Source organism: Providencia sp. wls1922 (assembly GCF_009706505.1).
Lineage (GTDB): Bacteria > Pseudomonadota > Gammaproteobacteria > Enterobacterales > Enterobacteriaceae > Providencia > Providencia lanzhouensis.
Genome location: NZ_WLUG01000090.1, coordinates 1 through 21,102 on the forward strand (window position 1 = coordinate 1; position 21,102 = coordinate 21,102).

Consider the following 21,102-nt stretch of genomic DNA (forward strand, 5'->3'; position numbering starts at 1 on the left):
TTTTTTCTTTGCAGAAAACCATGAGCGCAATAATGCTGCTTTTTTCTGATTGTCAGGAATATTTAGCGCGGAGTCATACAAGCTAATTGAAATTTGGCAAACTGTTGCAGGTGATTTTTTCCCAGCCTTTACATCAATCAGCATGGTAACGTCATTTCCGTATTTTTCCGTTAATCCGATTCTCAGGGAGTCCATCAATGCCTGATACTCTTCTTCAGATAACGTTGTACGCTTCTCGCTTGTTTCGCTAGAAATCAACAAGGCATTGATTGCACTCACTTGTTTTAATAAGACATCTTGGCTTTTTTGTGGCGGAATGACATCCTCAGGATCCCTTAACTGTGGGAATAACGCGTCATAACACATTTTCCCGGATGGGTCTTGCTCTAACAATGATTTGATATTGTCGTTCACTTTAGCGACAAAATTAATTACTGTTTCATCGGAGGCATAAGGCATGCGCTCAACGACCAGATTCATTGATTGGCTAACAACCTGATCCAATAATTGACGACGTAAGTCTTCGTTAGCAGGATCATATTGAGACATTAAAGGCTCAAAGCTCTGGTAAGTGACAGGGCTTAATTTTTTGATAGTGACTAAAATCGGCAGTTCTTTTTCAACTTGAGCAATGGCCTCTGAATGAATTTCGCTATTACTTTCCGTCGATAGTACGTTGTTGTCTTTACTTAACCAGTAAAAACCCAGCGCAAAGATAATAAAAATGATGCTAACGACTACTGCGATTTTGCGTGAACTGTTTGTATTCAAAGTGAATCTGCCTTTTAACAATCTGTCTTTTAACAATTTGTTGTTAACAACAAAAGCCAAAAAACCAATACTCAATAATAAACTCTTATTATTATTCTAGTCGTGAATGCGACCATATCGCTATAGGAATAGGAGTAAATGCGAAGAAAAAAGTAGAAAATTAACAGTTCTAATCAGAATTAAGAATGAAAAAACCGCAGACACTTATTTCAGTCCCTGCGGCTTTGATAAATTGAAGGAAACGCATTTCAAAAATACGAATTACTTAACTTGAACACCTTCAACAGACAGCATTAACTCAACTTCTTGAGATTTAGGACCTAAATCAGATTTGATATTAAACTCTTTCAGTTTAATGTTCCCTTTTGCTTCGAAGCCTGCACGGTAGCCACCCCAAGGATCTTTACCTTCACCCGTTAATTTCGCATCTAAAGTGATTGGTTTTGTCACGCCGTTTAAGGTGAAGTCTCCTGTTACGAGGTATTTGTCACCCTCTTTTTTCACTTCTGTGGAGACAAATTTCGCTTCTGGGAATTTTGCTGCATTTAAGAAATCTGGGCTACGTAAATGCTTATCACGCTCTGCGTGGTTAGTGTCGATGCTGCCAGTTTTAATTGTCACTTCAACTTTATCTTTTGCAGGATCTTTCGCATCGTAAGTAAAGTTACCATCAAAATCTTTAAAGCTACCGTATAACCAGCTGTAACCTAAATGCTGGATACGAAATTCAATAAAACCGTGTTGACCTTGTTTATCAAATTGATAATTTTCTGCCAATGCAGATCCTGCTGATAATAATAAAGTACCCGCAGCAAGACCTAAAATAGATTTCTTCAACATAACTCTCTCCACGTTATTTATCGGGATTAAAACCCAACATTCTTTTTAAAGTAATATCACCATCAAAGAAATGGTGTTTTAAAGCTGCAAATGCATGCAGAACAGATAACAAAACAACAGCCCAAGCTAAATAAAGATGAATTTCACCTGCTGTATCCGCTTGTTCTGCTGCACCTGTAAATAATGCTGGCACTTCAAACCAACCAAATACGCTTATTGCTTGTCCATCCGCAGTTGAAATTAAATAACCGCTGATCAAAATAGAGAATAAAATAATATAAATTAAAAGCTGAACCGTAATGGAGGCAAATTTCGTTAATTTGCTATAGCTCGATAACGGCTTAGGTGGTGGAGAAATAAATCGCCAAACCACACGAAAAAGCATGATAAAGAATAGCAACATTCCTATGCTTTTATGTATTTCAGGAGCTTGATGATACCAGGTGTCATAGTAGCCTAATGACACCATCCATAAGCCTAATGCAAACATTCCATATACGACAATTGCGACCAACCAATGAATGAGCAGCGAAAGATGCCCATAACGAGTGGCGTTATTTTTCCATTGCATAATTTAAAAACCATATAGTTTTAAAGGTAATTACTTGTTTTACCAAGTAGGAATAATCATAAGGTTAATCTGGCTTTATTCCTATCCCAAAGTTAAACAAATATTTTGTCGAAGATATTCAAATAGTATCATCATCATGATGAAAAATAGATGAATTCTATTTTTCTTATTACAAGCGTAAACCTTTAATAAAGAATCTTCTATTTATGTAAATAAATTACATCTAATAGCGCCTAAGATTATTTAATCTGCTGATTTTCTTATTACCCATCATAATATGATAGATGAATTTGTTATAAATATAGTTCAGCTTTTCTAAAATAGGTAGGTGAAATTTTTATTTCCATAAATAAATTAATCTAATTTTCTCTATTCCTGCTAAATTGGTACTCTGTCTATAGGTTGTTTTTTCTTTATTCTTAGAGGCTAGCGTATGTATACATTATGGATTGCCAACAAAAATTACTCTTCATGGTCTCTAAGACCTTGGATCCTGTTAAAAGCATTACAAATCCCTTTTGAAGAGAATATTTGCTTCTTCGAAAATGGCAAAAGTAGCCATGAAAAATTTAGCCGTTTTTCACCTTCAGGCTTAGTGCCATGCCTGATTGATGGCGATAAGACCATTTGGGACTCTTTGGCAATTTGTGAATATGTTGCCGAAGATTTCCCTCAAGTTTGGCCCACTGAAAAATCAGCGAGAGCCTGGGCTCGCAGCGCGAGTGCTGAAATGCATGCTGGTTTTACCGCACTACGCCAACAGTGCCCGATGAATGTGACAAGAAATGAGCCTCTCACTGAAATTTCACATGAACTGCAAGGAAACCTAAATCGCATTCAGCAATTATGGCAGGAAGGTTTTGATAAATTTGAAGGACCTTGGTTAGCAGGAAAACACTTTACTGCCGTCGATGCATTTTTTGCACCTGTAGCATTTCGTATTCAAAGCTACCAATTAAAAGTCAATGAGCAGGCTCAACAATGGATTGAGCGCATTATTGCATTACCAGCGATGCAAGAGTGGAAGCGTGCCGCAGAAATCGAGCCGTCTATCGAGCACTAAAAAAACACCTGTACGAGCATCAAAATTAATTTTTGAGCAGTTTGAGTAATAAGCAGACCCAAACTGCTCATTTTAATCACAAATCACCTAGAGGCTTTCATCCCAAGGATCGGCAGTCATCACATCCCCCGTTGGGGTATGCAGCGTTACTTGGTCATTTTTAAACCATTCCGCTAAAGAAAACCCACCTTTCGGTGTTTCCACATGAATATCAATTGGGCAATATGGCGTATTGGCTTTGATTGCAAACTGCGCAAAGTCTTCTTTTTGCTGGCGAGTTGGGCATCGGATCACCACATCAAGGTCGCAATCTGTCAGCATACTTTGAATATCCGTCGCCAGTGTATAAGCGCAGCTACCCGTCACTCCCCACTTCCAAGGCCAATTGTGCTGAGAAATTAGCAACAAAACTTGGATAGGCGGTAACGCAATAAACATCGAACGTTGCAGTTCAATGGAATTCGACACTAAAGATTCCACATTCATGATGTGCGTAATGGCCGATTTTGAAATTTGGGTCGTCACACGCTGATGGGGCTTAATACCACGAATAGCCACGGTGAGTTGGTTTTCATCAGCTTTTTCTCGGTGCACAATAAGGGGTAGTTTACTGTTCCACTGCGTTTGAACCCATTCCGGCAGAGTATCAAGAGGGACATCGCTATTACTACCAACCCAAACAAAATCATGGGGATTAATTATTTGCATTTATTCTTCCTTATCATGACGACAAATTGCTCTCGCTCTGCGCTATTATGCATTTTTTCAGATAGATGAATACATTCACTCATAATCAACATCTTTATTTGTACCATTAAAAACAAAGGTTCATATGTTATTAAAGGGGAAATTTGTCTTCAAATAGCAATATGTTATCATAGAATACTCTTAATAATTAAAGAGTTAGACTACGAATTTTGAGCATCATAATATGAAGAAAATCCCTGCTATCCATGACGGAATTCTGTTCAGCAGCTGCTTAGTTTTAAGCGCTCTCACTGCATTTGCACTGATCGACGTTCAGGCCGCCATGTGGGCAGCATTTTCAACGCTCTACTCATTTAACCTATTTAATGCCGCTAAAGAATATAAAAATTACCTCTATACTGCTTTTTGGCTATCCATGATTCTAGTCGCCATCTATATTGGCGATACGCTACGCTTAGGCACTGGGTTTTATATTTATCTGGCGATATTCTCATTTATCTATTATCAGCTCTATGGCACAGATCCGATCATGGACTTAACCATGAAATTCATGATTATCATGTCCACCATTGGCACAATCTTGCCTGAAGTATCAAAAAGCCTGACCTTAGGCTTTTTAATTGGCAGTGGTGTTACCTTGCTCACCTATTATTTTCTCAGCCACAAAATGACTCGCCATTCCATTATTACGCCACTTACTGTGGAAAAAAATCTATTTACCCTACGTAAAAATATTATCCCGCGGTCAATGACCTATACCATTGGATTACTATTAACTTTGGCTATCCCTCGGATGGTAGATTTAGGGCATTTCTATTGGACATTGCTGACTTTTGTTTTTGTATTACACCCAAAATCTGAAAGCATTGTACGCATTACACTGCAACGGGTGGCGGGTAGCTTAATTTCCGTGTTATTCCTATTTCTATTATTTAATACCCCGTTGATGCCTTATATTGGGTTAGTGGCGATTTTGGTTTTCGCCTTTTTGCTGCCAATGAGCTTTCATCACGGCTATACCTTTATGACTTTTGTCGTCACCAGCCTAATCCTCTCCGTTCTTGAGCAAGTGGTTTATTGGCGTCATCCTGTTTATACATTATTGTTTGATCGCGTTCTTGAAACTGCATTAGGTGGGGCTATCGCTATCATTACCAGTATTATCTTGAAATTATTTAGAGAAAAAAGCCCGGAAAGCTAACACTATTCGGAGGTATAGCGCTAACCATCCAGACTTTGTTTATAGATTAATTAGGTTGATATCTCGCTGAAGCTCTACCCGACTTCACCATGGTAATGACGCATTTTCCCCATTCGCGTGCTCGCCGTAATACAATGACGGCAAGAAACGAGACAAATAGGTAAATTCGTTATAACAGTGGCGCATTAGCTCTAGTCCAATTTCATCGGACAGCTGTGTGCGCGGATCCTCAAGAGATGCGCCTAGCAAGAAACGGCTACGTAATACACAACCAAACTCAGTATCACGGGCTAGATGCATCATTTTCCCATCAATAGGATACCCCTTGGCATCTATTTCAATATGCTCACCAAAGCCAATCGAAGAGCAAACTGCACCGGAAATATGCCCCTCTTTGATGGCTTTTTCATAAGCTGAAGCCTCAAAGAAATCCGTTGGTTCTCTAAATTTTAACTTCGCAGCAACAGGCGGGATCGCACCGAGAGATTCAACCGCATGGATGGAAGCGCCAATAAAACTTTGCCCTTTTTGCCATTTATCATCCCAGCCGTGATGAGCAACATGGTCATGGGGATGCCACCAGCGGATATGTTGTGTGGTTTCAAAAAAGGTAAACCACCACGTTAACATTCGGCCTTTACAACCATGCAAATCGGTACGAACTGCGACTGTTAATAACCCATTTTCATCACGCTCAATACCCATTTCCATGCGTAACGGATGTGGAAGTAGCAACTGATTTATGTCGTCAACTGCCCATGTTTGATTTGTTTTCATGATGACCTACCTATCTCGTTTTATTAGGAAACTTATTTTGTTTCCTAATTAGTTTTGAGCTAAAATGAAAAAAAGTCAAGATAGCAAAATGAGGTAAGCCATTTATGTCAAACAACAGTGAGAAGAAGCCAACTCGAGGTCGCCCAAGTATTCCTGAGGCGCTTCTCAAAGAAAAAATCATGAATGCAGCGCTGAATTCACTACTTGAAGATGGATACCAACTCACCAGTATTGATAATGTGGCAAAACGTGCAGGCGTAGCTAAAAAAACCATTTATCGGTTTATGGAAAATCGTGAAGAACTCGTGGAAAGAGTCGTACTCAATTGGACGGATAGCTTTGTACCCTTGTTTGAACATAAAGCCACGACCCGCGATGAGCTATTTAGCCTATTGCAGAATAATTTAGAAATTGTCGCAAAAACTGTTCTTTCCCAAGAAGCTGTTGGGCTGTATCGCTTATTGCAGACAGATTTTGTGCACAAAGAATTGCTATTAGAAAAATACCAACAAAACGGTATTGAGCGCAGTCGCCAATTACTCAATCAATGGTTAACCCGCCATGCGCAAGACGAAATTATCCAACAGCATGATTTTGCCATTATCAGCGATTTGATCCTCTCTATGACGATAGCTGAACCATTACGCCAAATTTCATTAGGGCTTTCCCCGGCTGGGCTGACACCCGAGTTTCAGCAAAGGATCACCCATGCGATTGATTTTTGTCGCTCTAGAGTTTAGAGAAAAAACAACCAAATACATTTTCATGCTCTATACTTTCATTAACATTCATCAAGCCTGACAAATGAAAGGCAGCTGGAGCTAAACATGAAAATATCGATCCTAGGAGCTACGGGTTTTGTCGGTAAAGCGTTGGTTTCTGAAGCCTTAATGCGTCATCATCAAGTTACTGCAATTTCTCGTCACAGCAATCAGCTCGCCCAACATGCTCATTTAATTGCTGAATCAGGAGATATTACGGATGTGGCATGGCTAACATCCCGGCTTAAAGGTCAAGATGTGGTGCTTAGCGCATTTAATGGAGGATGGAGTAACCCTAATCTGTACCGCGATACGGTTGCAGGTAACCAAGCAATCTTAGATGCCGTAAAAAGGGCGGGTATAAAACGATTTATTGTAGTTGGTGGTGCCGGCAGTTTAGAAATCGCCCCTGGTGTTCTATTGCTCGACTCCCCCGATTTTCCAGCCAATATTTGGCCTGGAGCCCAAGCTGTCAAAGAATTTAAAACGACGTTGGAATCTATCGATAGCTTAGATTGGACATTTGTTTCTCCTGCCGCGATGCTTGAAGATGGCGCTCGGACAGAAACATTTCGCCTTGGTGGAAAACAGCTATTAATGAATGGCAATACCCCCGCAAAAATATCCGTTCAGGATTTAGCGGTAGCGATATTAGATGAGGTAGAGCGACCACAATTTATTCGTCAGCAGTTTACAGCTGCATATTAATAACAAATGGATTCCGAGTAAATCATGACTAAATGTATCTGTTTATTTGTTTAACATAAAAAGTAATACAATCATTAACGTTTAATGAATATTCGTATATTCCCGTATAAAAATATGATTACTCACTTATAAATAATTAAATTAAGATTATCATCATTTAAATAAAGTTAAGTTTAGCTATCAATATAATTTAAACTTGTGCGTTATTAATTCATATTGAGACTAGAGTTTTATTTTATTTTTAGGTGCGATGATTTTGATGAGCTTTATGAGATTATTCATAATAGGCAGTTATTGTATGCAGATATAATCTAAAAGCAGAGTATTAAGCCGGAAGAAACAACCTATAATAGTAAAACAGATAATCTCTTCCGGTCAGACGATTAAATTCATGGAGTCCCTTTTATCAAAGCAGGGTCGAAAATAGAGAATTTTTGCTTTCCTAGTGATAGCTAACTATTAAAAACAAATAAAAAACATAACATACTGATATTTTTAATGAAGTGTACTACGAGCGCCACTATTTATGTTCACAACACCATATAAGAATGATGCGGGTTCCAAGTTAAATAAATAGGCAAATTGAAAAAGTGAATCAACATCAATGCAGCTTTCTCCACTCTCGAAACGATTCATTTCATCTTCAGAAACACCAATTAAATCGGCCGCTTGCTGAATACTCATTTTATGACTTTCTCTTTGCATACGGATCTTAATCCCTAGCTTTTTCGCAATTTCATTTTCATTCATAAATGCTCCTTTTACTATTAGATTGAATACCAATTATGAGGGCAGCTAAATTATCATCACACCAAGTTTAATTAATTGACTTATGTTAATAAAATACGACATACATCACATCATTTAGTGACACTCATAAATAGATATTTTTCACTTAAAACTGCAATTGGTTGATTTAAATTACAAATAAAACCAATAATCCATGTAATATAAAAATAAAAGCGTGATAGCAATCACATAAAATTCAGATTAATACCTGTGTATATTTACTTATTATGCCCATCAAATAATGATGCAAAAATTTAATTACTCATTTAATGATGATCTGCAGCATATGGATATATTACAAAATCACAAAAACAATGATCAAGGATTATCTTAACTTTTTTCAAATAATGATAGCTTACGTTTATATACTTAAATTTATTCTTATATTTTAAATCATCTACTAATGACATATTCACTTAAACAACATGCAATATCATAATAATAACTGACTAAATCATCTATCACTATCAGAATAATTTTTTATCATTTATTTAACTTTTCTCAAATAACTTATTTTGTCATACAAAATATGAATATTAATGAATGATGATTGAATTATATTCACACCAACTGAATCGAGTAACCTATTGAATATTTGCTTTAATTCTATTCATTTGTTAAACGCTTTAATTCTATTTATATGAATAACATTTTCTTTGCATAAAGACTGAGTTAACAAAAAATGCGTTGTAGACTATCAAAAAATTCAGCGTATTCCTAATACGGTACCTCTGTTTAATAGCCTAACCAACCATCATTTCGAGTGTAAAAACCCAATTAAAACTTACCTAACTTCACATTGCATATAAAAAAATTGCCAGTAGACATGCTATCCTATGTTCAATTACGATGAGTTTTATCTAACTTTAATGCTCAGATTTGGCGCTTACTTAAAAATAACGCCTGTTGTAAAAGTAACTGGAAAGGTAACCATGCTACAAGAAAGTGTTATCAGGGAAATTATTCTCTGGATCGAACAAAATTTAGAGTCACGGCTCTCCCTTGATACCGTGGCTGATAAATCTGGATACACTAAATGGCACTTTCAACGATTATTTAAAGCCCAAACAGGTCTTGCGTTAGGTGCTTATATTCGCGCTCGTCGTTTATCCTGCTCTGCGGTTGCTTTACGCTTGACGAGTGATAGCATCATGGATATTTCACTACGCTATCGATTTGATTCACAACAAACTTTTTGCCGTGCATTCAAGAAACAATTTGGTGTAACGCCTTCAGAATATCGTAAACGCTCAGGCTGGCATATTGAAGGGTTCTGCCTTCCTCTGCGTGAAAGTAAAGAGCTCGAAGCTCATGTGGAATTAGTTGAGTTGAAAGAGATCCACTTAGTAGGAATGACTCATCGCTACACACAAGGCATTAACGAGTGGAACTTAAAAACTGAAGAGTTACGACGCCAGTATTGGAAAAGCTTTTTAGATAAAAACAAGATTGTTGCCAAAAACTTATATGCTATCCACGGGGTTGATAAAAGCTCCGATGAAGAAGGCCGCTTCCTCTATTCCACTGCATTTGATGAAAACGATCTTGATGTTATGCCACCATTTACTAAAAAATTGATGGTGCCTGCCGGCAATTATTTGCAAATTAAATTTATCGGTAACTTACAAGGTACTGACTATAACGACATTATTTATACCGTTTATGGAAAGGTGCTCGCCGAGATGGATATTGCTCGCGGCTTAGGCGCTGATATAGAACATTATGTTTTAAAATCAACGCCAACTTATGAGGATTTTACTAGTCACCCTCATACTTACATCCAAGAGCTGAATTACTATATTCCTGTGATTACATAAAAACTAACAACCCGCTTTTACACGGGTTGTTAGCTTCATTCAGTACTGAATAAATTAGAACGTGACGTTCAGTTTACCCCAGAATATTCGACCTGGCTCATTTACAGGGCTATTGGACGAATAACCAAATCCACTGTTACCCGCTAAGTTCAAGTGCTCACTGTAAGTTTTATCAAACAAGTTATCAACACCCGCACTCAGTTTTACACTTTCATTAATACGGTATGCAGTATTCATCGAAAATACCGTAAAACCTGCACTTTCGCTGAAGTCTTTTCCAACCACGTTACCTTCGTTGATTGCTACGCGATCTTGACGACTCACCATGCGCACCAACCCCGTCGTTGTCCAATCGCCTTTTTCCCACGTTAAACCTAAACGGCTTTCCAATGGCGGCATTTGAGGCAGTGCACGTCCATCAGTTCTATTTTTCCCCCAAGAATACGCAAGGCTTGCATCGGCTTTCCACTCATCGCTGAGTTGATAAGCGACGCCCATTTCACCGCCCATGATCATCGCATTGACGTTTTCAACTTGGCTCATTCTGGCGTTAGTTGGGCTATAGCGGAATAAAATAAAATCATCAACGCGCCCTACATAAGCAGAAATCCATGCATTGGCTTTATCATCATTGTATTTCGCACCAATATCTAACTGTGTCGTTTTCTCGGTTTTCACATTGTCGAAAACATTTTTGCTGCCATTCGGACCCATTTTTGGCGAGAATAACTCCCAATAATCTGGGAATCTTTCTGTATACCCTACCCCTGCGTATAACATCACTGGCGTTTCAGGTAATGCATGTTCATAGCGAACGAATCCTGCTGGCATGACTGTGTTACGACCGGATGACCCTACATCGGTGTAATTATCCACCAATACGCGGTCTAAACGTCCACCACCAATCACCTTACCTTGCTCGCTCGCAGTCCAAGTGACCTCACTGAATACGCCATAATCTTGAAATTCTGCATCTTTTTTCCAGCTATTATTGCTGTTTTTACGGTGCTTATTGGTCTGCATATCTGCACCAGTACGCAGCTCATAATCACTCCATAACCACGTCCCCATGACTCGACCGCCCATCGTCTCGCGGTCAACACGCATTTTCATTGGCATATTCATCATCATACCGTGCCCGCCATGGCCACCGCCCATATGCCCACCGCCAGATCCCATTGTGCTCGTTGGGCTACGCAGTGAATAGTTATCCATAATATGGTCGGCGTAGTTGTAGTAAACATTCCCTTCGATTTTATCGAATACCTCACCGATATTGCTTTTCTCGAAACGTAATCCTAAGCTTTCACGCTTGAATTGAGAGCCATCCATTCCTCGCCCTGCATATCGCGCTTCACCATCACCTTTCCCTGCGGAAAGCTCGAGTAATGTGTATTCATCCGGCGTCCAGCCCACTGCAACATCCGCATTCCATTTATCCCATTTAGACGGTACTTTGTTCCCGTTTCCATCTTTATAGTCATTAGAGTGAGATTTATTGCCAGTCAGGCGTACATAGCCTTTCTCATTGCCCAAGCTCACATCCGCATTAGCATCCCAACGCTGGTTCGATGCCGTCAATGCACTCGCATTACCTTGAATGCCCCCCTCCGTAAAGACAGGTTTTTCACGCTCAAAACGCACCGTTCCCGCCGAGTTTCCAGGTCCCCATAATACGGTTTGAGGACCTTTCACCATGGTGAGCAAGTCAAAGTTTTCCGGTGAAATATAGGATGTCGGCGCATCCATACGGGAAGGACACGCTCCCAACATTTCACTGTCATTCGTCATGATCTTAAGACGAGAACCAAACATGCCACGAAAAACAGGGTCGCCATTTGTTCCACCGTTACGGATTTGGGAAAAACCGGGGATCGTTTTCAAGTAATCAGAGCCATCACTCGCAGGTACTGGCTGTCTTGGGGTTTTAGGCGATGTTGAAATAGTTAACGGCGAGTCCACTGGCGCGGTGACAATCATCACTGAGCTATCGGTGATTGAGCTTTGATTTTCTTCTTTGGCGAAAGTGGATGTTGACGCGATAGCCGAAATCACCAGCGCAGTCATAGGTGCAAATTTAAAATTAATTGAGTTCATTTTTAGCCTATTTTTATCTGTTTCTTACTGCTATTAACTCAAGGAGTTAATGACCACTCAGCTTCTTTTGAAAAACAGCCTAGCCTCCTGAAAATGAAGCTAAATTTCAGGATAAGCGAAGTGGTTTTGTCCATTGAAGACAAAATGCAGTTTTAAATTACGTTAAATAAAGAAATAAGAATCAATAGGATGTCGGTGGTGCTCGAGCTAGCTGTAATGACCAAGGACGGAAAATTCGTAATTGAATACAACGTTCGAAAGGAACAAAGATAGCGAGGGTTGCTAATTGGCGGATCACCGCAGCAACAAATAAAATCAAAAATGGGAAGTGAACAAGTAATTGGCAGTAACCACACGCGATGTCTTCCATCGGTGATTGCCCGATTCCCGTCATCAGCATATGGTTCATCGCACCGCCATCTTCGCAATGTTCAGACAATGGCATTTCGTGATGCTGCTGCATCGAATGCTCCGCCATTTCCCCATGCCCCATTGAGCAATCGTTCATGTGTGACATTGATTTTGAAATCAATGGCGCAATGAACAGCATCGCAACAGCGAGTAAGGCAAGGTAAGCGGCAAATTGTCGAATCGCGTGACGTAAATGCAACGGTTTTCCGGTGTTTCATAGCCTATAGATGGGCGCAGATTGTATCTTAATAAGAGGCTTAATGTTATTGTTTTTTGGCATTATTGTTAAGGCAAAATGCAGCTCGCAAGCCTGACAAAAAAACTAACTAACTTGGGTTAAGCAATACAGAGTTAATTAATATTGGTAAAATGTACCCGTTAGTTTTTCTTCTTCAAAAAGACTAAAGCGACACTAGTAAAAATCAAAACCATTCCAATCAACATATTCACGTTTATTGCTTCACCTAAGTAGTAATACGAAATAAGCACACTCATCATCGGTGAAATAAGAATCGAATAAGACGATAGTTCAGCCCCGCCATTATCAATCATGTAAAACCATAAAATGTAAACTAATACCCCATTTGCTACACCGATAAAAATCACGGGAATCAGCAATTCCATCATCAATCTATGGTAACTCAATCCATAGCTTGTCAGATCTAAATTGACAGATAGAAACATCGTAAAAATCAATATAATCAAAAATGAAGTGATATTTTGATAAAGCACCTTTGAAAAAACATCAACGCTGACGGCAACGTGTCCTGATAGAAAGGTTCCTAGCGCCCATGCAAATGCACTCAACAATATAATCACTTCACCATAGCTCATCGCATCAAATGAGGTAAAAAACAGAATTCCAAGCCCACAAAGTACCGAGACAACCAACGAGTTCAAGATTATCTTCCGCTGGCTTATCATCACAAAGCAAGACGTTATCGCTGGCATGGTATAGACCAATACCGATGCCTTAACGGAGTCCGTAAATTGGAGCGCAATGTTGTTTAATATTGGCACGAGAAACATATTTAAAATGCCAAGAGGAATGCAACGAATAAAATGACTCACTATAAATTGCTTTTTGTATATAAAGAAAAATACAAATAACAGCACCAGCAAAGCTATCAATGCGGAATAGAATCGGAATACCCATGCCCCAACAATTCCAATACCCATTTTCGAGATCGGAAACCCCATCCCCCACAGTATAGATATTATCGCTGCAAATATAATGACCGTATTTTTATGCGTCATATCGAGCAACCACCGCCATTCTTTTAGAGCCTCTAACACCTACCGAACTCACCATTGAGACAAAATGGGGAATGCTTTTTTCTCCCGTATCAATAATTAATGTACTCAAATACGTTGGTACTAATGCTTCTATGATGTTTTCTTTCTGTTTATCCAAAATAAAAGTCAAGCCACCATGGTTATGTTCCCAACCTTTCGTAAAGTTAATGACAATATTAATGCAGGAACCTGAGTCGCAGTGTGTGGTTAGGAAATCCCCTAAATCAAACCAGCTTAAATAACATAGCGATAATGTATTGATACTTTTTTTCGTTATTTCAGACAGAAAGGATTTGAATTCTGTGCTATCTAAAAAGGTCTTAATCGCTAAAAAAGATGACACTGACTTTCTTTGTTGGTTATCAGTTATTCGCCTAAATGAATAGCAAAAATTCCCTTGGTGATATTCTTGTAGTGCTTTTTCTCTTTCTTGTTCTATCTCAAGCTTAGAGTGCTTATTTTTATAGTAATCCACTGGAGCAAATTTATTTTTTATAATAAATGACCATTCAGCATCATTAATATCAAGAAAATCATCATAAAATTTATCTAACTCTGAAAAGTATTGTTCGATAGGAAACTGAACATATCCTTTGTTATTAAAACTATTAGTTAACTTATGAATTTCCCTCACAAAAGCTCCTCAGTCATTTTAAAGTCTCTTAGCGAAAAGAATATTTTCCTATTTTTCAATACCATATCATCATAGCCAGTAATTAACTTAACAATTTGATCTGTTACTAATCCTGACATGACCGCAAGAGATGGCGTACTTTGCCAAGCGTTTACTTTTCTCTTGCCATTTAAAAACTGGTGTTTCATTCTTGCTAATTGAAATTTTTCAACTTCATGATTCTGGCTATAGAATTTATTTCTAATATTATTTTTTACCGCATGATAGCCTGAATTGTACCCATCATTTAAATAAATAGGTCCAACTGAAATGTCTAAAGGATCTCCCCCCAATTCAATTATCGGTATTTCTTTTTCATGGGCGATATCATGAATAACACCTTCAACTGTATTTTTTCTAAAATAACCTAAACTAGCCCATGCAATTAAAATGACATCTACGCCATCTAAAACTTCCATCAACCGATCTCTATCTATCGTTGCAAACTCATTGTACTTCTCAACCTTGGTATATCTATTATGCCGTTTAATACCTATTTCAGCAGCTTCAACTTTTGCGCTTCCAATATCATCAAAAGTATAAAGAACTTGTCTATTTAAGTTAGAAAGCTCAACCACATCACCGTCTACCAACCTCAATGTGCCTATACCTAACATAGCTAACTGCATTGCGCACCACGTACCCCATCCTCCCATACCTAGAATCAAAACTCGGCTATTTTTGAGTTTTTCTTGGTACTTTAAACCACCTACTTTTTGACTATCAATTAACGAAAATTGTAATAACTGCCTATCATATAAATTTATTTCTTGTTGACTAAGAATATCCGAATAAGTATCTGAAATTTCAATGACGCCTAACTGATCAAGCTTATTAATAAACTCAATAATACATTCTTTATCAACGTTAAATCCTAAAGATTTCAATTCCTTTACTATTCTGGGAATAGTATGCTCTCCATCAAGTTTGGGTAATAACGATAGCACCCACCCTTCCGGACTTTTAATAATACAACCCTTTTGAGGTATTTCCCCTATGCAAATATCGCCATCATCAGATATTAAAATATGATGTGAGCATTTAATTAATGGTTTTAGTAGCGAAAAATCCATATTTAGCCTCCATTAAGAAAAGCCGCAATTAGCGGCTATTCAATATAACTTATTATTCTAATTCGATAGATTCATCTTCGTTGTACATCGCATTTTCTTCATTAATAGCAGAAACACGTTCATTAAGAATGACAAATTCCATAAAGATCACCTCATGTGTTATTTAAGATAAAGTTTCAACAAACTACGCATTAAAATTAATTAACAAAATAGCATGCTGTCAACATTTATTTAAGAAATGAAAAACATAGATATATAAACATCTATTTATATATAGAATCATTTATATCAGTCACTCTAGTAAATTACTTAATGCTTTGATAATAAATAGATTTAAATAACAATCATAATAAATCAATAAAATACAGACGCTTTTTTATAATAGAACATCTAAATAATATAATTTTAAAAAACCATTTAGTTTTAAAAGAACGCCAATACTACATTGCATCCTTATATCAAAAATAAAGGGAGCCTAAGCTCCCTTTATTCAATCACATTAATGCCAGATGCCCCGAAAAGCGTTATTTACCTTCCGGTGTCTCTTTCTTCTCATGCAGCATCATCAGCGATTGCTCGACACTGCGCTCAATAATAGCTCTACGCTGATCATTCTCAGGTAACAGCTTTAACATCATCTGCCAAGCCGAAATTGCTTCGGGATAACGCCCTTGTTCGAACGCATTAAACGCAAATATACTGAGCGCTTTAACGTTAGTTCGGTTCTTCGCAATCAGCTTTTTGAGTAGCTCATTACCTTCTTGGTTATCACTTGGGTCTGACGAACGGGTTAATACTTCCGCATAGCCTAATGCGACCGCATCATCGTCAGGGGATAAGCGGTAAGCACGACCATAAGCATCGGTTGCCATGGTGGCGTTCCCTAATACCATCCCAATGCGACCAAGCATCACCCAGCCATCAATATTCTGTGGATCCTCTTGAAGGCGAGTACGTAAACCTAAAGCCAAGTTCTCCATCTCTTCATTATTCAGTGGAAGCTCATTGGCATTCAGCGCTCTATCTAACAATGCTGGCGCTTGCTGATAAGCCACATTCCAATCTTTCACTTTGCTGTAGCTACCCACTTCATAATACGCAGTACCTGCGACACCCAACGCTATCACAATGCCAGGAACATACACCCAAGCACTCACACGGCTCGCTTCAGGCAACGGCTCGTCATCATCGTTTTGAGCGACTTGGCTGGCTCTGACACGTTTTTTAGAACGGGCGTAAATCAACCATCCCCCAACGGCGATAGCCACAAATGGCATCCCCCATAACATTACGGTCAGCGGCGTTAATGGCGGGTTATACGTCACGAAATAACCATATCTCGCCACCATATAATCGACGATTTCATCGCGGCTTTTTCCCTCTTGCATCAGCTCATACACTTTCTGGCGCAAATCGAGAGCGATCATCGAGTTGGAATCAGCAATACTGTTGTTTTGGCATTTCGGGCAACGTAACTCTTCCGTTAATTTACGAAATTGCTGCTCTTGCTGTTCATTTTCGAACGTGAAAACTTCCGTGGAAGCCAAGCTTACACCTGCACTGAGCGCCCACATCATCAAGGCAATCACATATTTCATTGATTGGCCTCCTTGCTATAACGATCCCACAGCGGCTTCAGCTCGTTTTGCCAAACTCGCTCATCAACCGCACCGGCGTGGCGATAACGAATAATCCCTTGCCCATCAATTAAGAAGGTTTCAGGCGCGCCATACACACCGAGATCAAGTCCCAGCATGCCTTGTCCATCGAATAAACTTAATGCGTATGGATTACCCAATTCGCGCAGCCAGCCGATCGCTTTTTGGCGATCATCTTTATAGTTCATTCCCACAACGCGGATCCCTTGCGATGCTAACTGATTCAAATATTGGTGCTCAGCACGGCAAGTCGGGCACCATGTCGCCCAGACATTCAATAAAATTGGCTGCCCTTGGATCAGTACCTTGGTGTCATATTCCTGCCCCGGATTTTCCAAGGATTCCAAACGGAAAACAGGCACTGGCTTACCAATCAAGGCAGACTCTAGCAAGCGGGGATCATCCCCTTCCGCATTACGTACCAATTGCCATAACAGCACGGCAGCAATCGCCGCAAAGATAACAAAAGGAATTAAAAAGACTTTGCGATTCATACAGCTTCCCCTTGTAGCTTGCGACGACGATAACGCGAATCAAACAAGCAGCATAACGCGCCTACTGCCATAAATACGCCACCCGCCCATATCCAGCGGACAAACGGTTTATAGTACAAACGCAGTGTCCACACATTTGGGGAGATCTCCTCACCCAGAGCCGCGTATAAATCACGGGTGATCCCGCCATCAATAGCGGCTTCTGTCATCACTGCACGGCTGGTGCTATAAAAACGTTTTTCTGGATGCAACGTGGTGAGCACCTTGTCATTCTCTTTCACCGTGATAGTACCAATCACCCCTTGATAGTTTGGACCATCCGCTTCATGTACCCCATTAAATACAAAGGTATATCCACGAATAGCAATGCTATCATCCGGCTTCATTTTCACATCACGTTCAATACTGTAATTCTGGCTAAAGGCGATCCCCACGATAGTCACCGCCAAACCAAGGTGAGCCAGTACCATTCCCCAATAGCTTGAGGTCAGTTTGATTTTTTTACTGATGCGCACCTTCATTTCAGCGAAGGCCAAAATAACAATCCAGCACGCCATCATTAAGCCCAGCACTGTCAGCGCTTCAACTCGGTCTTGCATTAGCCAAGGCAGCAAGAAAGAGAGAATGAGTGTCAGCACTAACGCCATCAGCAGCAATTTGCGGATAGCCGCAGGACGATCACGTCCCCAGCGCACTAGCGGTCCAATACCTAGTAACAGCGCAAAAGGTACCATCAAGGCGATAAACATAGTGTTGAAGAACGGCTCACCAATCGAAATCGTTCCCAAACCAATTTGTTTATGGATAAGCGGCAGCAATGTGCCTAACAACACCACCAACATGGCGGCTGTCAAAATCACGTTATTCCCTAATAGCAGGGATTCACGGGACCATAATGCGTTATTCACCTTAGAACGTACTTTATGGCCACGTATCGCAAAGACAAGCAGCGAGCCGCCGATCACCAACACCATAAAGGCAAGAATAAATAGCCCTCGAGCGGGGTCAGAAGCAAAGGCGTGCACCGAAACCAATACGCCTGAACGGACTAAGAATGTACCCAATAAGCACAATGAGAAGGCAAATATCGACAATAATAGCGACCATGCTTTGAAGGTGGCGCGCTGCTCAGTGACTGATAATGAGTGGATTAAGGCAGTTCCCACTAACCACGGCATAAAGGAGGCATTTTCTACCGGATCCCAGAACCACCAGCCCCCCCCAGCCTAATTCGTAGTATGCCCACGCCGACCCTAACATAATTCCCAGTGTTAAGAAGAACCATGCTGCTAGCGTCCAAGGGCGTGCAAAACGGGTAAAGGAGCTATCTAAGCGCCCACTGAGTAATGCAGCGATGGCGAAGGCGAAGGCCACCGAGAAGCCCACATAGCCCATGTACAGTAATGGCGGGTGGAAAATCAGTCCTGGGTCTTGCAGCAGTGGGTTTAAGTCACGACCTTCAATCGGGAAGGAGGGCAAGGTGCGAGAGAATGGGTTTGAGGTAAAAATGATAAACAGCAAAAAACCGACGCTCACCATACCCATTACCGCGAGCACTCGCGCCACAATATCCAGAGGCATACGATAACTAAATAACGCCACCGCAAATGTCCAGCCGCTCATGAGCAGTACCCACAGCAATAGAGACCCTTCATGAGCGCCCCATGTTGCCGCCACACGGTACCAAATCGGTAATTGCGTGTTGGAGTTATTTGCCACGTAAGTGACGGAGAAATCATTTACCACAAAGGCATTAATTAAGACTAAAAATGCCCCTGCAATAAACAGGAAAAGCAGCCAAGCTAGTGGTCTAGATGCCGCCATCAGGCGGGCATCATTACGTGCCACACCCCACAGAGGATAAAAAGAGAGTAATACAGAGACCCCTAATGCTAAACACAGAAGGATATTACCAATCTCAGGGATCATGATGCATTGTCCTTATACATTGCAGCAGGACGTTTATGGTTTTCTTGCATCGCTTGCTCAATTTCTGGTGGCGTGTAGTTTTCATCATGTTTGGCTAACACTTCTTTCGCCATCACATGGTTATTTGGTTCTAATTCCCCTTGCACCACCACACCCTGCCCCTCTTTGAATAAATCAGGCAAGATACCGTCATAGCTCACGTCAATTTCGGCTTCCGCATCATAAACGGTAAAAGTCACTTTCAGCGAGTCTGGGTCGCGCACAACGGAGCCAGGCATCACCATGCCACCCACGCGTAAACGCTGCCCGACTTCAGGCACTTTTTGCGTTTCTCGCTTCCCGTAAATCACTTCACCGGGGGTATAAAACAGGTCGATACTGGAACTTAAGGCGTATAGCACCAATGAAAAAGTCAGCCCAACACCTAAAATAATGGATGAAACCAACCACAGTCGGTTACGGCGACGAATATTCACATCCCCTCCCTGCGCGCTCTAGCGGCTTTTTGTCTTGCTTCTCGCGCTTGTTGCTGAACAATCGCGCTAAAAATCATTTTTCGTTGAATATAGGTATGGATACACAATGCTGCTAATGGCAAAAGGGTTAGCGCAACCGCTAACCAAACATAAAATCCATATCCACCCATGGCGATGAAGTCACTCCAAGAGGCAAATGCACTATTCATTATGATTTCCTCTCATGGCTATTTTCTCGCTTAGTCATCAGTTCCAGTACCCAAGGTCGGTTACGCTCTAACATTAACAGTTGGTTACGCAGACGAATTAGTGTCAACGAAATAAACAGGAATAAATACCCCAAAATAGCTAAACGTAATGGTGTACGCATCGCTGGGTTAATGCTTTCTTGCATACGTGTTGATGGTTGATGCAGAGTTTGCCACCACTCAACTGAGTAGTGAATAATCGGCAAATTGATCACCCCAATTAACACTAAAATGGCAGCCGCTTTTCCTGCTGTACGGCGGTCATCAAATGCGTGCCACAGGGCAATGATCCCAACATATAAGAATAACAGGATCAATTCAGATGTCAGGCGCGCATCCCATACCCACCAAGCTCCCCACATTGGTTTACCCCATGTGGCGCCGGTGACAAGCGCGATAAAGGTGAATACAGCGCCGACGGGTGCCATTGCAGCAATAGCTAACTCAGAAATTTTCATCTGCCACACAAGACCGATGAACGCCGTGATAGCCATAGTGGCATAAATCCCCATCGACCACATGGCCGCGGGGACGTGAATATAAATGATCCGGTAGCTATCACTCTGTGTTTTATCGGTTGGTGCAAAACCAAAGCCCCAAACCCAGCCCACCGCCAGAAAGATCACACTTAACACAATGAACCATGGAGTCAGTCGCCCACATATTCTATATAAGTTCATTGGAATTGCTAATTGGTGAAGCTTTTTCCACATAGTTAATAGCCCCGATTTATCTCACAAA

At 40.4% G+C, this 21,102-nt stretch carries 22 protein-coding genes and 1 pseudogene; 5 read left to right on the plus strand and 18 right to left on the minus strand.

Annotated features, from left to right (window positions below):
- The 3 genes from GKR71_RS10795 to GKR71_RS10805 form a co-directional block, all read right to left on the minus strand.
- Window positions 1-771 (minus strand): hypothetical protein (locus GKR71_RS10795; RefSeq protein ID WP_036952237.1); only part of this gene is annotated, 771 nt, incomplete at its 3' end.
- Window positions 772-1,032: 261 nt separating this feature from the next.
- On the minus strand, window positions 1,033-1,611 hold the full coding sequence (locus GKR71_RS10800; protein ID WP_036952050.1) for a YceI family protein: 579 nt from the start codon (window positions 1,609-1,611) through the stop codon (window positions 1,033-1,035).
- Window positions 1,612-1,624: 13 nt separating this feature from the next.
- Window positions 1,625-2,182 carry a cytochrome b gene (locus GKR71_RS10805; protein WP_036952053.1) on the minus strand — a complete coding sequence of 186 codons (558 nt, stop codon included), beginning with the start codon at window positions 2,180-2,182 and terminating at the stop codon, window positions 1,625-1,627.
- 433 nt (window positions 2,183-2,615) lie between these two features.
- Between GKR71_RS10805 and GKR71_RS10810 the strand changes: the two genes are divergently transcribed.
- Window positions 2,616-3,245: a glutathione S-transferase family protein gene (locus GKR71_RS10810; protein WP_132496664.1), complete on the plus strand. Its 630-nt coding sequence runs from the start codon at window positions 2,616-2,618 to the stop codon at window positions 3,243-3,245.
- Window positions 3,246-3,332: 87 nt separating this feature from the next.
- Here the strand turns inward: GKR71_RS10810 and GKR71_RS10815 are convergent, their stop codons facing one another.
- Entirely contained in the window at window positions 3,333-3,953 is a 621-nt protein-coding gene (locus GKR71_RS10815; protein WP_036952061.1) for a malonate decarboxylase holo-ACP synthase, read from the minus strand.
- A gap of 223 nt (window positions 3,954-4,176) precedes the next feature.
- On the opposite strand from GKR71_RS10815, the gene GKR71_RS10820 reads away from it, so the two are divergent.
- A complete protein-coding gene (locus tag GKR71_RS10820) occupies window positions 4,177-5,154 on the plus strand; it encodes an FUSC family protein (protein ID WP_036952064.1) in 978 nt (325 codons plus the stop codon).
- An 84-nt stretch (window positions 5,155-5,238) separates the two neighbouring features.
- Here GKR71_RS10820 and GKR71_RS10825 read toward each other — a convergent pair whose 3' ends face one another.
- Window positions 5,239-5,931 (minus strand): DAPG hydrolase family protein, encoded by a 693-nt coding sequence (locus tag GKR71_RS10825; protein ID WP_036952066.1) that lies wholly within the window; start codon window positions 5,929-5,931, stop codon window positions 5,239-5,241.
- Between the two features lie 104 nt (window positions 5,932-6,035).
- Between GKR71_RS10825 and GKR71_RS10830 the strand changes: the two genes are divergently transcribed.
- Complete coding sequence (locus GKR71_RS10830) at window positions 6,036-6,671, plus strand: TetR/AcrR family transcriptional regulator (RefSeq protein WP_154634278.1); 636 nt, start codon at window positions 6,036-6,038, stop codon at window positions 6,669-6,671.
- A gap of 87 nt (window positions 6,672-6,758) precedes the next feature.
- Entirely contained in the window at window positions 6,759-7,400 is a 642-nt protein-coding gene (locus tag GKR71_RS10835) for an NAD(P)-dependent oxidoreductase (protein ID WP_036952072.1), read from the plus strand.
- Between the two features lie 495 nt (window positions 7,401-7,895).
- On the opposite strand, the gene GKR71_RS10840 is transcribed toward GKR71_RS10835, so the two are convergent.
- Window positions 7,896-8,150, minus strand: a complete 255-nt coding sequence (locus GKR71_RS10840) for a helix-turn-helix domain-containing protein (protein WP_036952076.1) — start codon at window positions 8,148-8,150, stop codon at window positions 7,896-7,898.
- Between the two features lie 971 nt (window positions 8,151-9,121).
- On the opposite strand from GKR71_RS10840, the gene GKR71_RS10845 reads away from it, so the two are divergent.
- Window positions 9,122-10,006, plus strand: a complete 885-nt coding sequence (locus GKR71_RS10845; RefSeq protein WP_036952078.1) for a helix-turn-helix domain-containing protein — start codon at window positions 9,122-9,124, stop codon at window positions 10,004-10,006.
- Window positions 10,007-10,060: 54 nt separating this feature from the next.
- On the opposite strand, the gene GKR71_RS10850 is transcribed toward GKR71_RS10845, so the two are convergent.
- From GKR71_RS10850 to GKR71_RS10905, 12 genes and pseudogenes are all read right to left on the minus strand, one after another.
- Complete coding sequence (locus GKR71_RS10850) at window positions 10,061-12,103, minus strand: TonB-dependent copper receptor (RefSeq protein ID WP_154634279.1); 2,043 nt, start codon at window positions 12,101-12,103, stop codon at window positions 10,061-10,063.
- 181 nt (window positions 12,104-12,284) lie between these two features.
- The gene (locus GKR71_RS10855; RefSeq protein ID WP_154609745.1) at window positions 12,285-12,713 is read right to left on the minus strand and encodes a DUF2946 domain-containing protein; all 429 of its coding nucleotides are present in this window, start codon (window positions 12,711-12,713) and stop codon (window positions 12,285-12,287) included.
- A gap of 179 nt (window positions 12,714-12,892) precedes the next feature.
- The gene (locus GKR71_RS10860) at window positions 12,893-13,771 is read right to left on the minus strand and encodes a DMT family transporter (protein WP_154634280.1); all 879 of its coding nucleotides are present in this window, start codon (window positions 13,769-13,771) and stop codon (window positions 12,893-12,895) included.
- Window positions 13,761-14,444, minus strand: a complete 684-nt coding sequence (locus GKR71_RS10865) for a hypothetical protein (protein ID WP_230085069.1) — start codon at window positions 14,442-14,444, stop codon at window positions 13,761-13,763. Before GKR71_RS10865 ends, GKR71_RS10860 begins: the two co-directional genes overlap by 11 nt.
- Window positions 14,441-15,556, minus strand: a complete 1,116-nt coding sequence (locus GKR71_RS10870) for a ThiF family adenylyltransferase (RefSeq protein WP_154634281.1) — start codon at window positions 15,554-15,556, stop codon at window positions 14,441-14,443. Before GKR71_RS10870 ends, GKR71_RS10865 begins: the two co-directional genes overlap by 4 nt.
- Window positions 15,557-15,608: 52 nt before the next feature.
- The gene (locus GKR71_RS10875; RefSeq protein ID WP_071992151.1) at window positions 15,609-15,698 is read right to left on the minus strand and encodes a pantocin A family RiPP; all 90 of its coding nucleotides are present in this window, start codon (window positions 15,696-15,698) and stop codon (window positions 15,609-15,611) included.
- A 382-nt stretch (window positions 15,699-16,080) separates the two neighbouring features.
- Window positions 16,081-17,154 carry a cytochrome c-type biogenesis protein CcmH gene (locus GKR71_RS10880; RefSeq protein ID WP_154634282.1) on the minus strand — a complete coding sequence of 358 codons (1,074 nt, stop codon included), beginning with the start codon at window positions 17,152-17,154 and terminating at the stop codon, window positions 16,081-16,083.
- Window positions 17,151-17,708 (minus strand): thiol:disulfide interchange protein DsbE, encoded by a 558-nt coding sequence (gene dsbE / locus GKR71_RS10885; protein ID WP_036952089.1) that lies wholly within the window; start codon window positions 17,706-17,708, stop codon window positions 17,151-17,153. Before dsbE ends, GKR71_RS10880 begins: the two co-directional genes overlap by 4 nt.
- Window positions 17,705-19,637, minus strand: a pseudogene (locus GKR71_RS10890) (heme lyase CcmF/NrfE family subunit). The gene dsbE and the pseudogene GKR71_RS10890 overlap by 4 nt, the downstream one beginning before the upstream one ends.
- Entirely contained in the window at window positions 19,634-20,113 is a 480-nt protein-coding gene (gene ccmE, locus GKR71_RS10895; RefSeq protein ID WP_036952093.1) for a cytochrome c maturation protein CcmE, read from the minus strand. Before ccmE ends, GKR71_RS10890 begins: the two are co-directional and overlap by 4 nt.
- Window positions 20,110-20,322, minus strand: a complete 213-nt coding sequence (gene ccmD, locus GKR71_RS10900; RefSeq protein ID WP_036952095.1) for a heme exporter protein CcmD — start codon at window positions 20,320-20,322, stop codon at window positions 20,110-20,112. The genes ccmE and ccmD overlap by 4 nt, the downstream gene beginning before the upstream one ends.
- Window positions 20,322-21,074 (minus strand): heme ABC transporter permease, encoded by a 753-nt coding sequence (locus GKR71_RS10905; protein ID WP_154634283.1) that lies wholly within the window; start codon window positions 21,072-21,074, stop codon window positions 20,322-20,324. Before GKR71_RS10905 ends, ccmD begins: the two co-directional genes overlap by 1 nt.
- Between the last annotated feature and the right edge of the window lie 28 nt (window positions 21,075-21,102).

Bases quoted from the DNA above. Each gene is read 5' to 3' on its own strand.
- GKR71_RS10845 (WP_036952078.1), top strand. From the start codon at position 9,122: ATGCTACAAGAAAGTGTTATCAGGGAAATTATTCTCTGGATCGAACAA.
- GKR71_RS10880 (WP_154634282.1), bottom strand. From the start codon at position 17,154: ATGAAATATGTGATTGCCTTGATGATGTGGGCGCTCAGTGCAGGTGTA.
- GKR71_RS10850 (WP_154634279.1), bottom strand. From the start codon at position 12,103: ATGAACTCAATTAATTTTAAATTTGCACCTATGACTGCGCTGGTGATT.
- GKR71_RS10860 (WP_154634280.1), bottom strand. From the start codon at position 13,771: ATGACGCATAAAAATACGGTCATTATATTTGCAGCGATAATATCTATA.
- GKR71_RS10835 (WP_036952072.1), top strand. From the start codon at position 6,759: ATGAAAATATCGATCCTAGGAGCTACGGGTTTTGTCGGTAAAGCGTTG.
- GKR71_RS10805 (WP_036952053.1), bottom strand. From the start codon at position 2,182: ATGCAATGGAAAAATAACGCCACTCGTTATGGGCATCTTTCGCTGCTC.
- GKR71_RS10830 (WP_154634278.1), top strand. From the start codon at position 6,036: ATGTCAAACAACAGTGAGAAGAAGCCAACTCGAGGTCGCCCAAGTATT.
- GKR71_RS10800 (WP_036952050.1), bottom strand. From the start codon at position 1,611: ATGTTGAAGAAATCTATTTTAGGTCTTGCTGCGGGTACTTTATTATTA.
- GKR71_RS10905 (WP_154634283.1), bottom strand. From the start codon at position 21,074: ATGTGGAAAAAGCTTCACCAATTAGCAATTCCAATGAACTTATATAGA.
- GKR71_RS10815 (WP_036952061.1), bottom strand. From the start codon at position 3,953: ATGCAAATAATTAATCCCCATGATTTTGTTTGGGTTGGTAGTAATAGC.
- GKR71_RS10810 (WP_132496664.1), top strand. From the start codon at position 2,616: ATGTATACATTATGGATTGCCAACAAAAATTACTCTTCATGGTCTCTA.
- GKR71_RS10875 (WP_071992151.1), bottom strand. From the start codon at position 15,698: ATGGAATTTGTCATTCTTAATGAACGTGTTTCTGCTATTAATGAAGAA.
- GKR71_RS10840 (WP_036952076.1), bottom strand. From the start codon at position 8,150: ATGAATGAAAATGAAATTGCGAAAAAGCTAGGGATTAAGATCCGTATG.
- dsbE (WP_036952089.1), bottom strand. From the start codon at position 17,708: ATGAATCGCAAAGTCTTTTTAATTCCTTTTGTTATCTTTGCGGCGATT.
- ccmD (WP_036952095.1), bottom strand. From the start codon at position 20,322: ATGAATAGTGCATTTGCCTCTTGGAGTGACTTCATCGCCATGGGTGGA.
- GKR71_RS10870 (WP_154634281.1), bottom strand. From the start codon at position 15,556: ATGGATTTTTCGCTACTAAAACCATTAATTAAATGCTCACATCATATT.
- GKR71_RS10825 (WP_036952066.1), bottom strand. From the start codon at position 5,931: ATGAAAACAAATCAAACATGGGCAGTTGACGACATAAATCAGTTGCTA.
- GKR71_RS10820 (WP_036952064.1), top strand. From the start codon at position 4,177: ATGAAGAAAATCCCTGCTATCCATGACGGAATTCTGTTCAGCAGCTGC.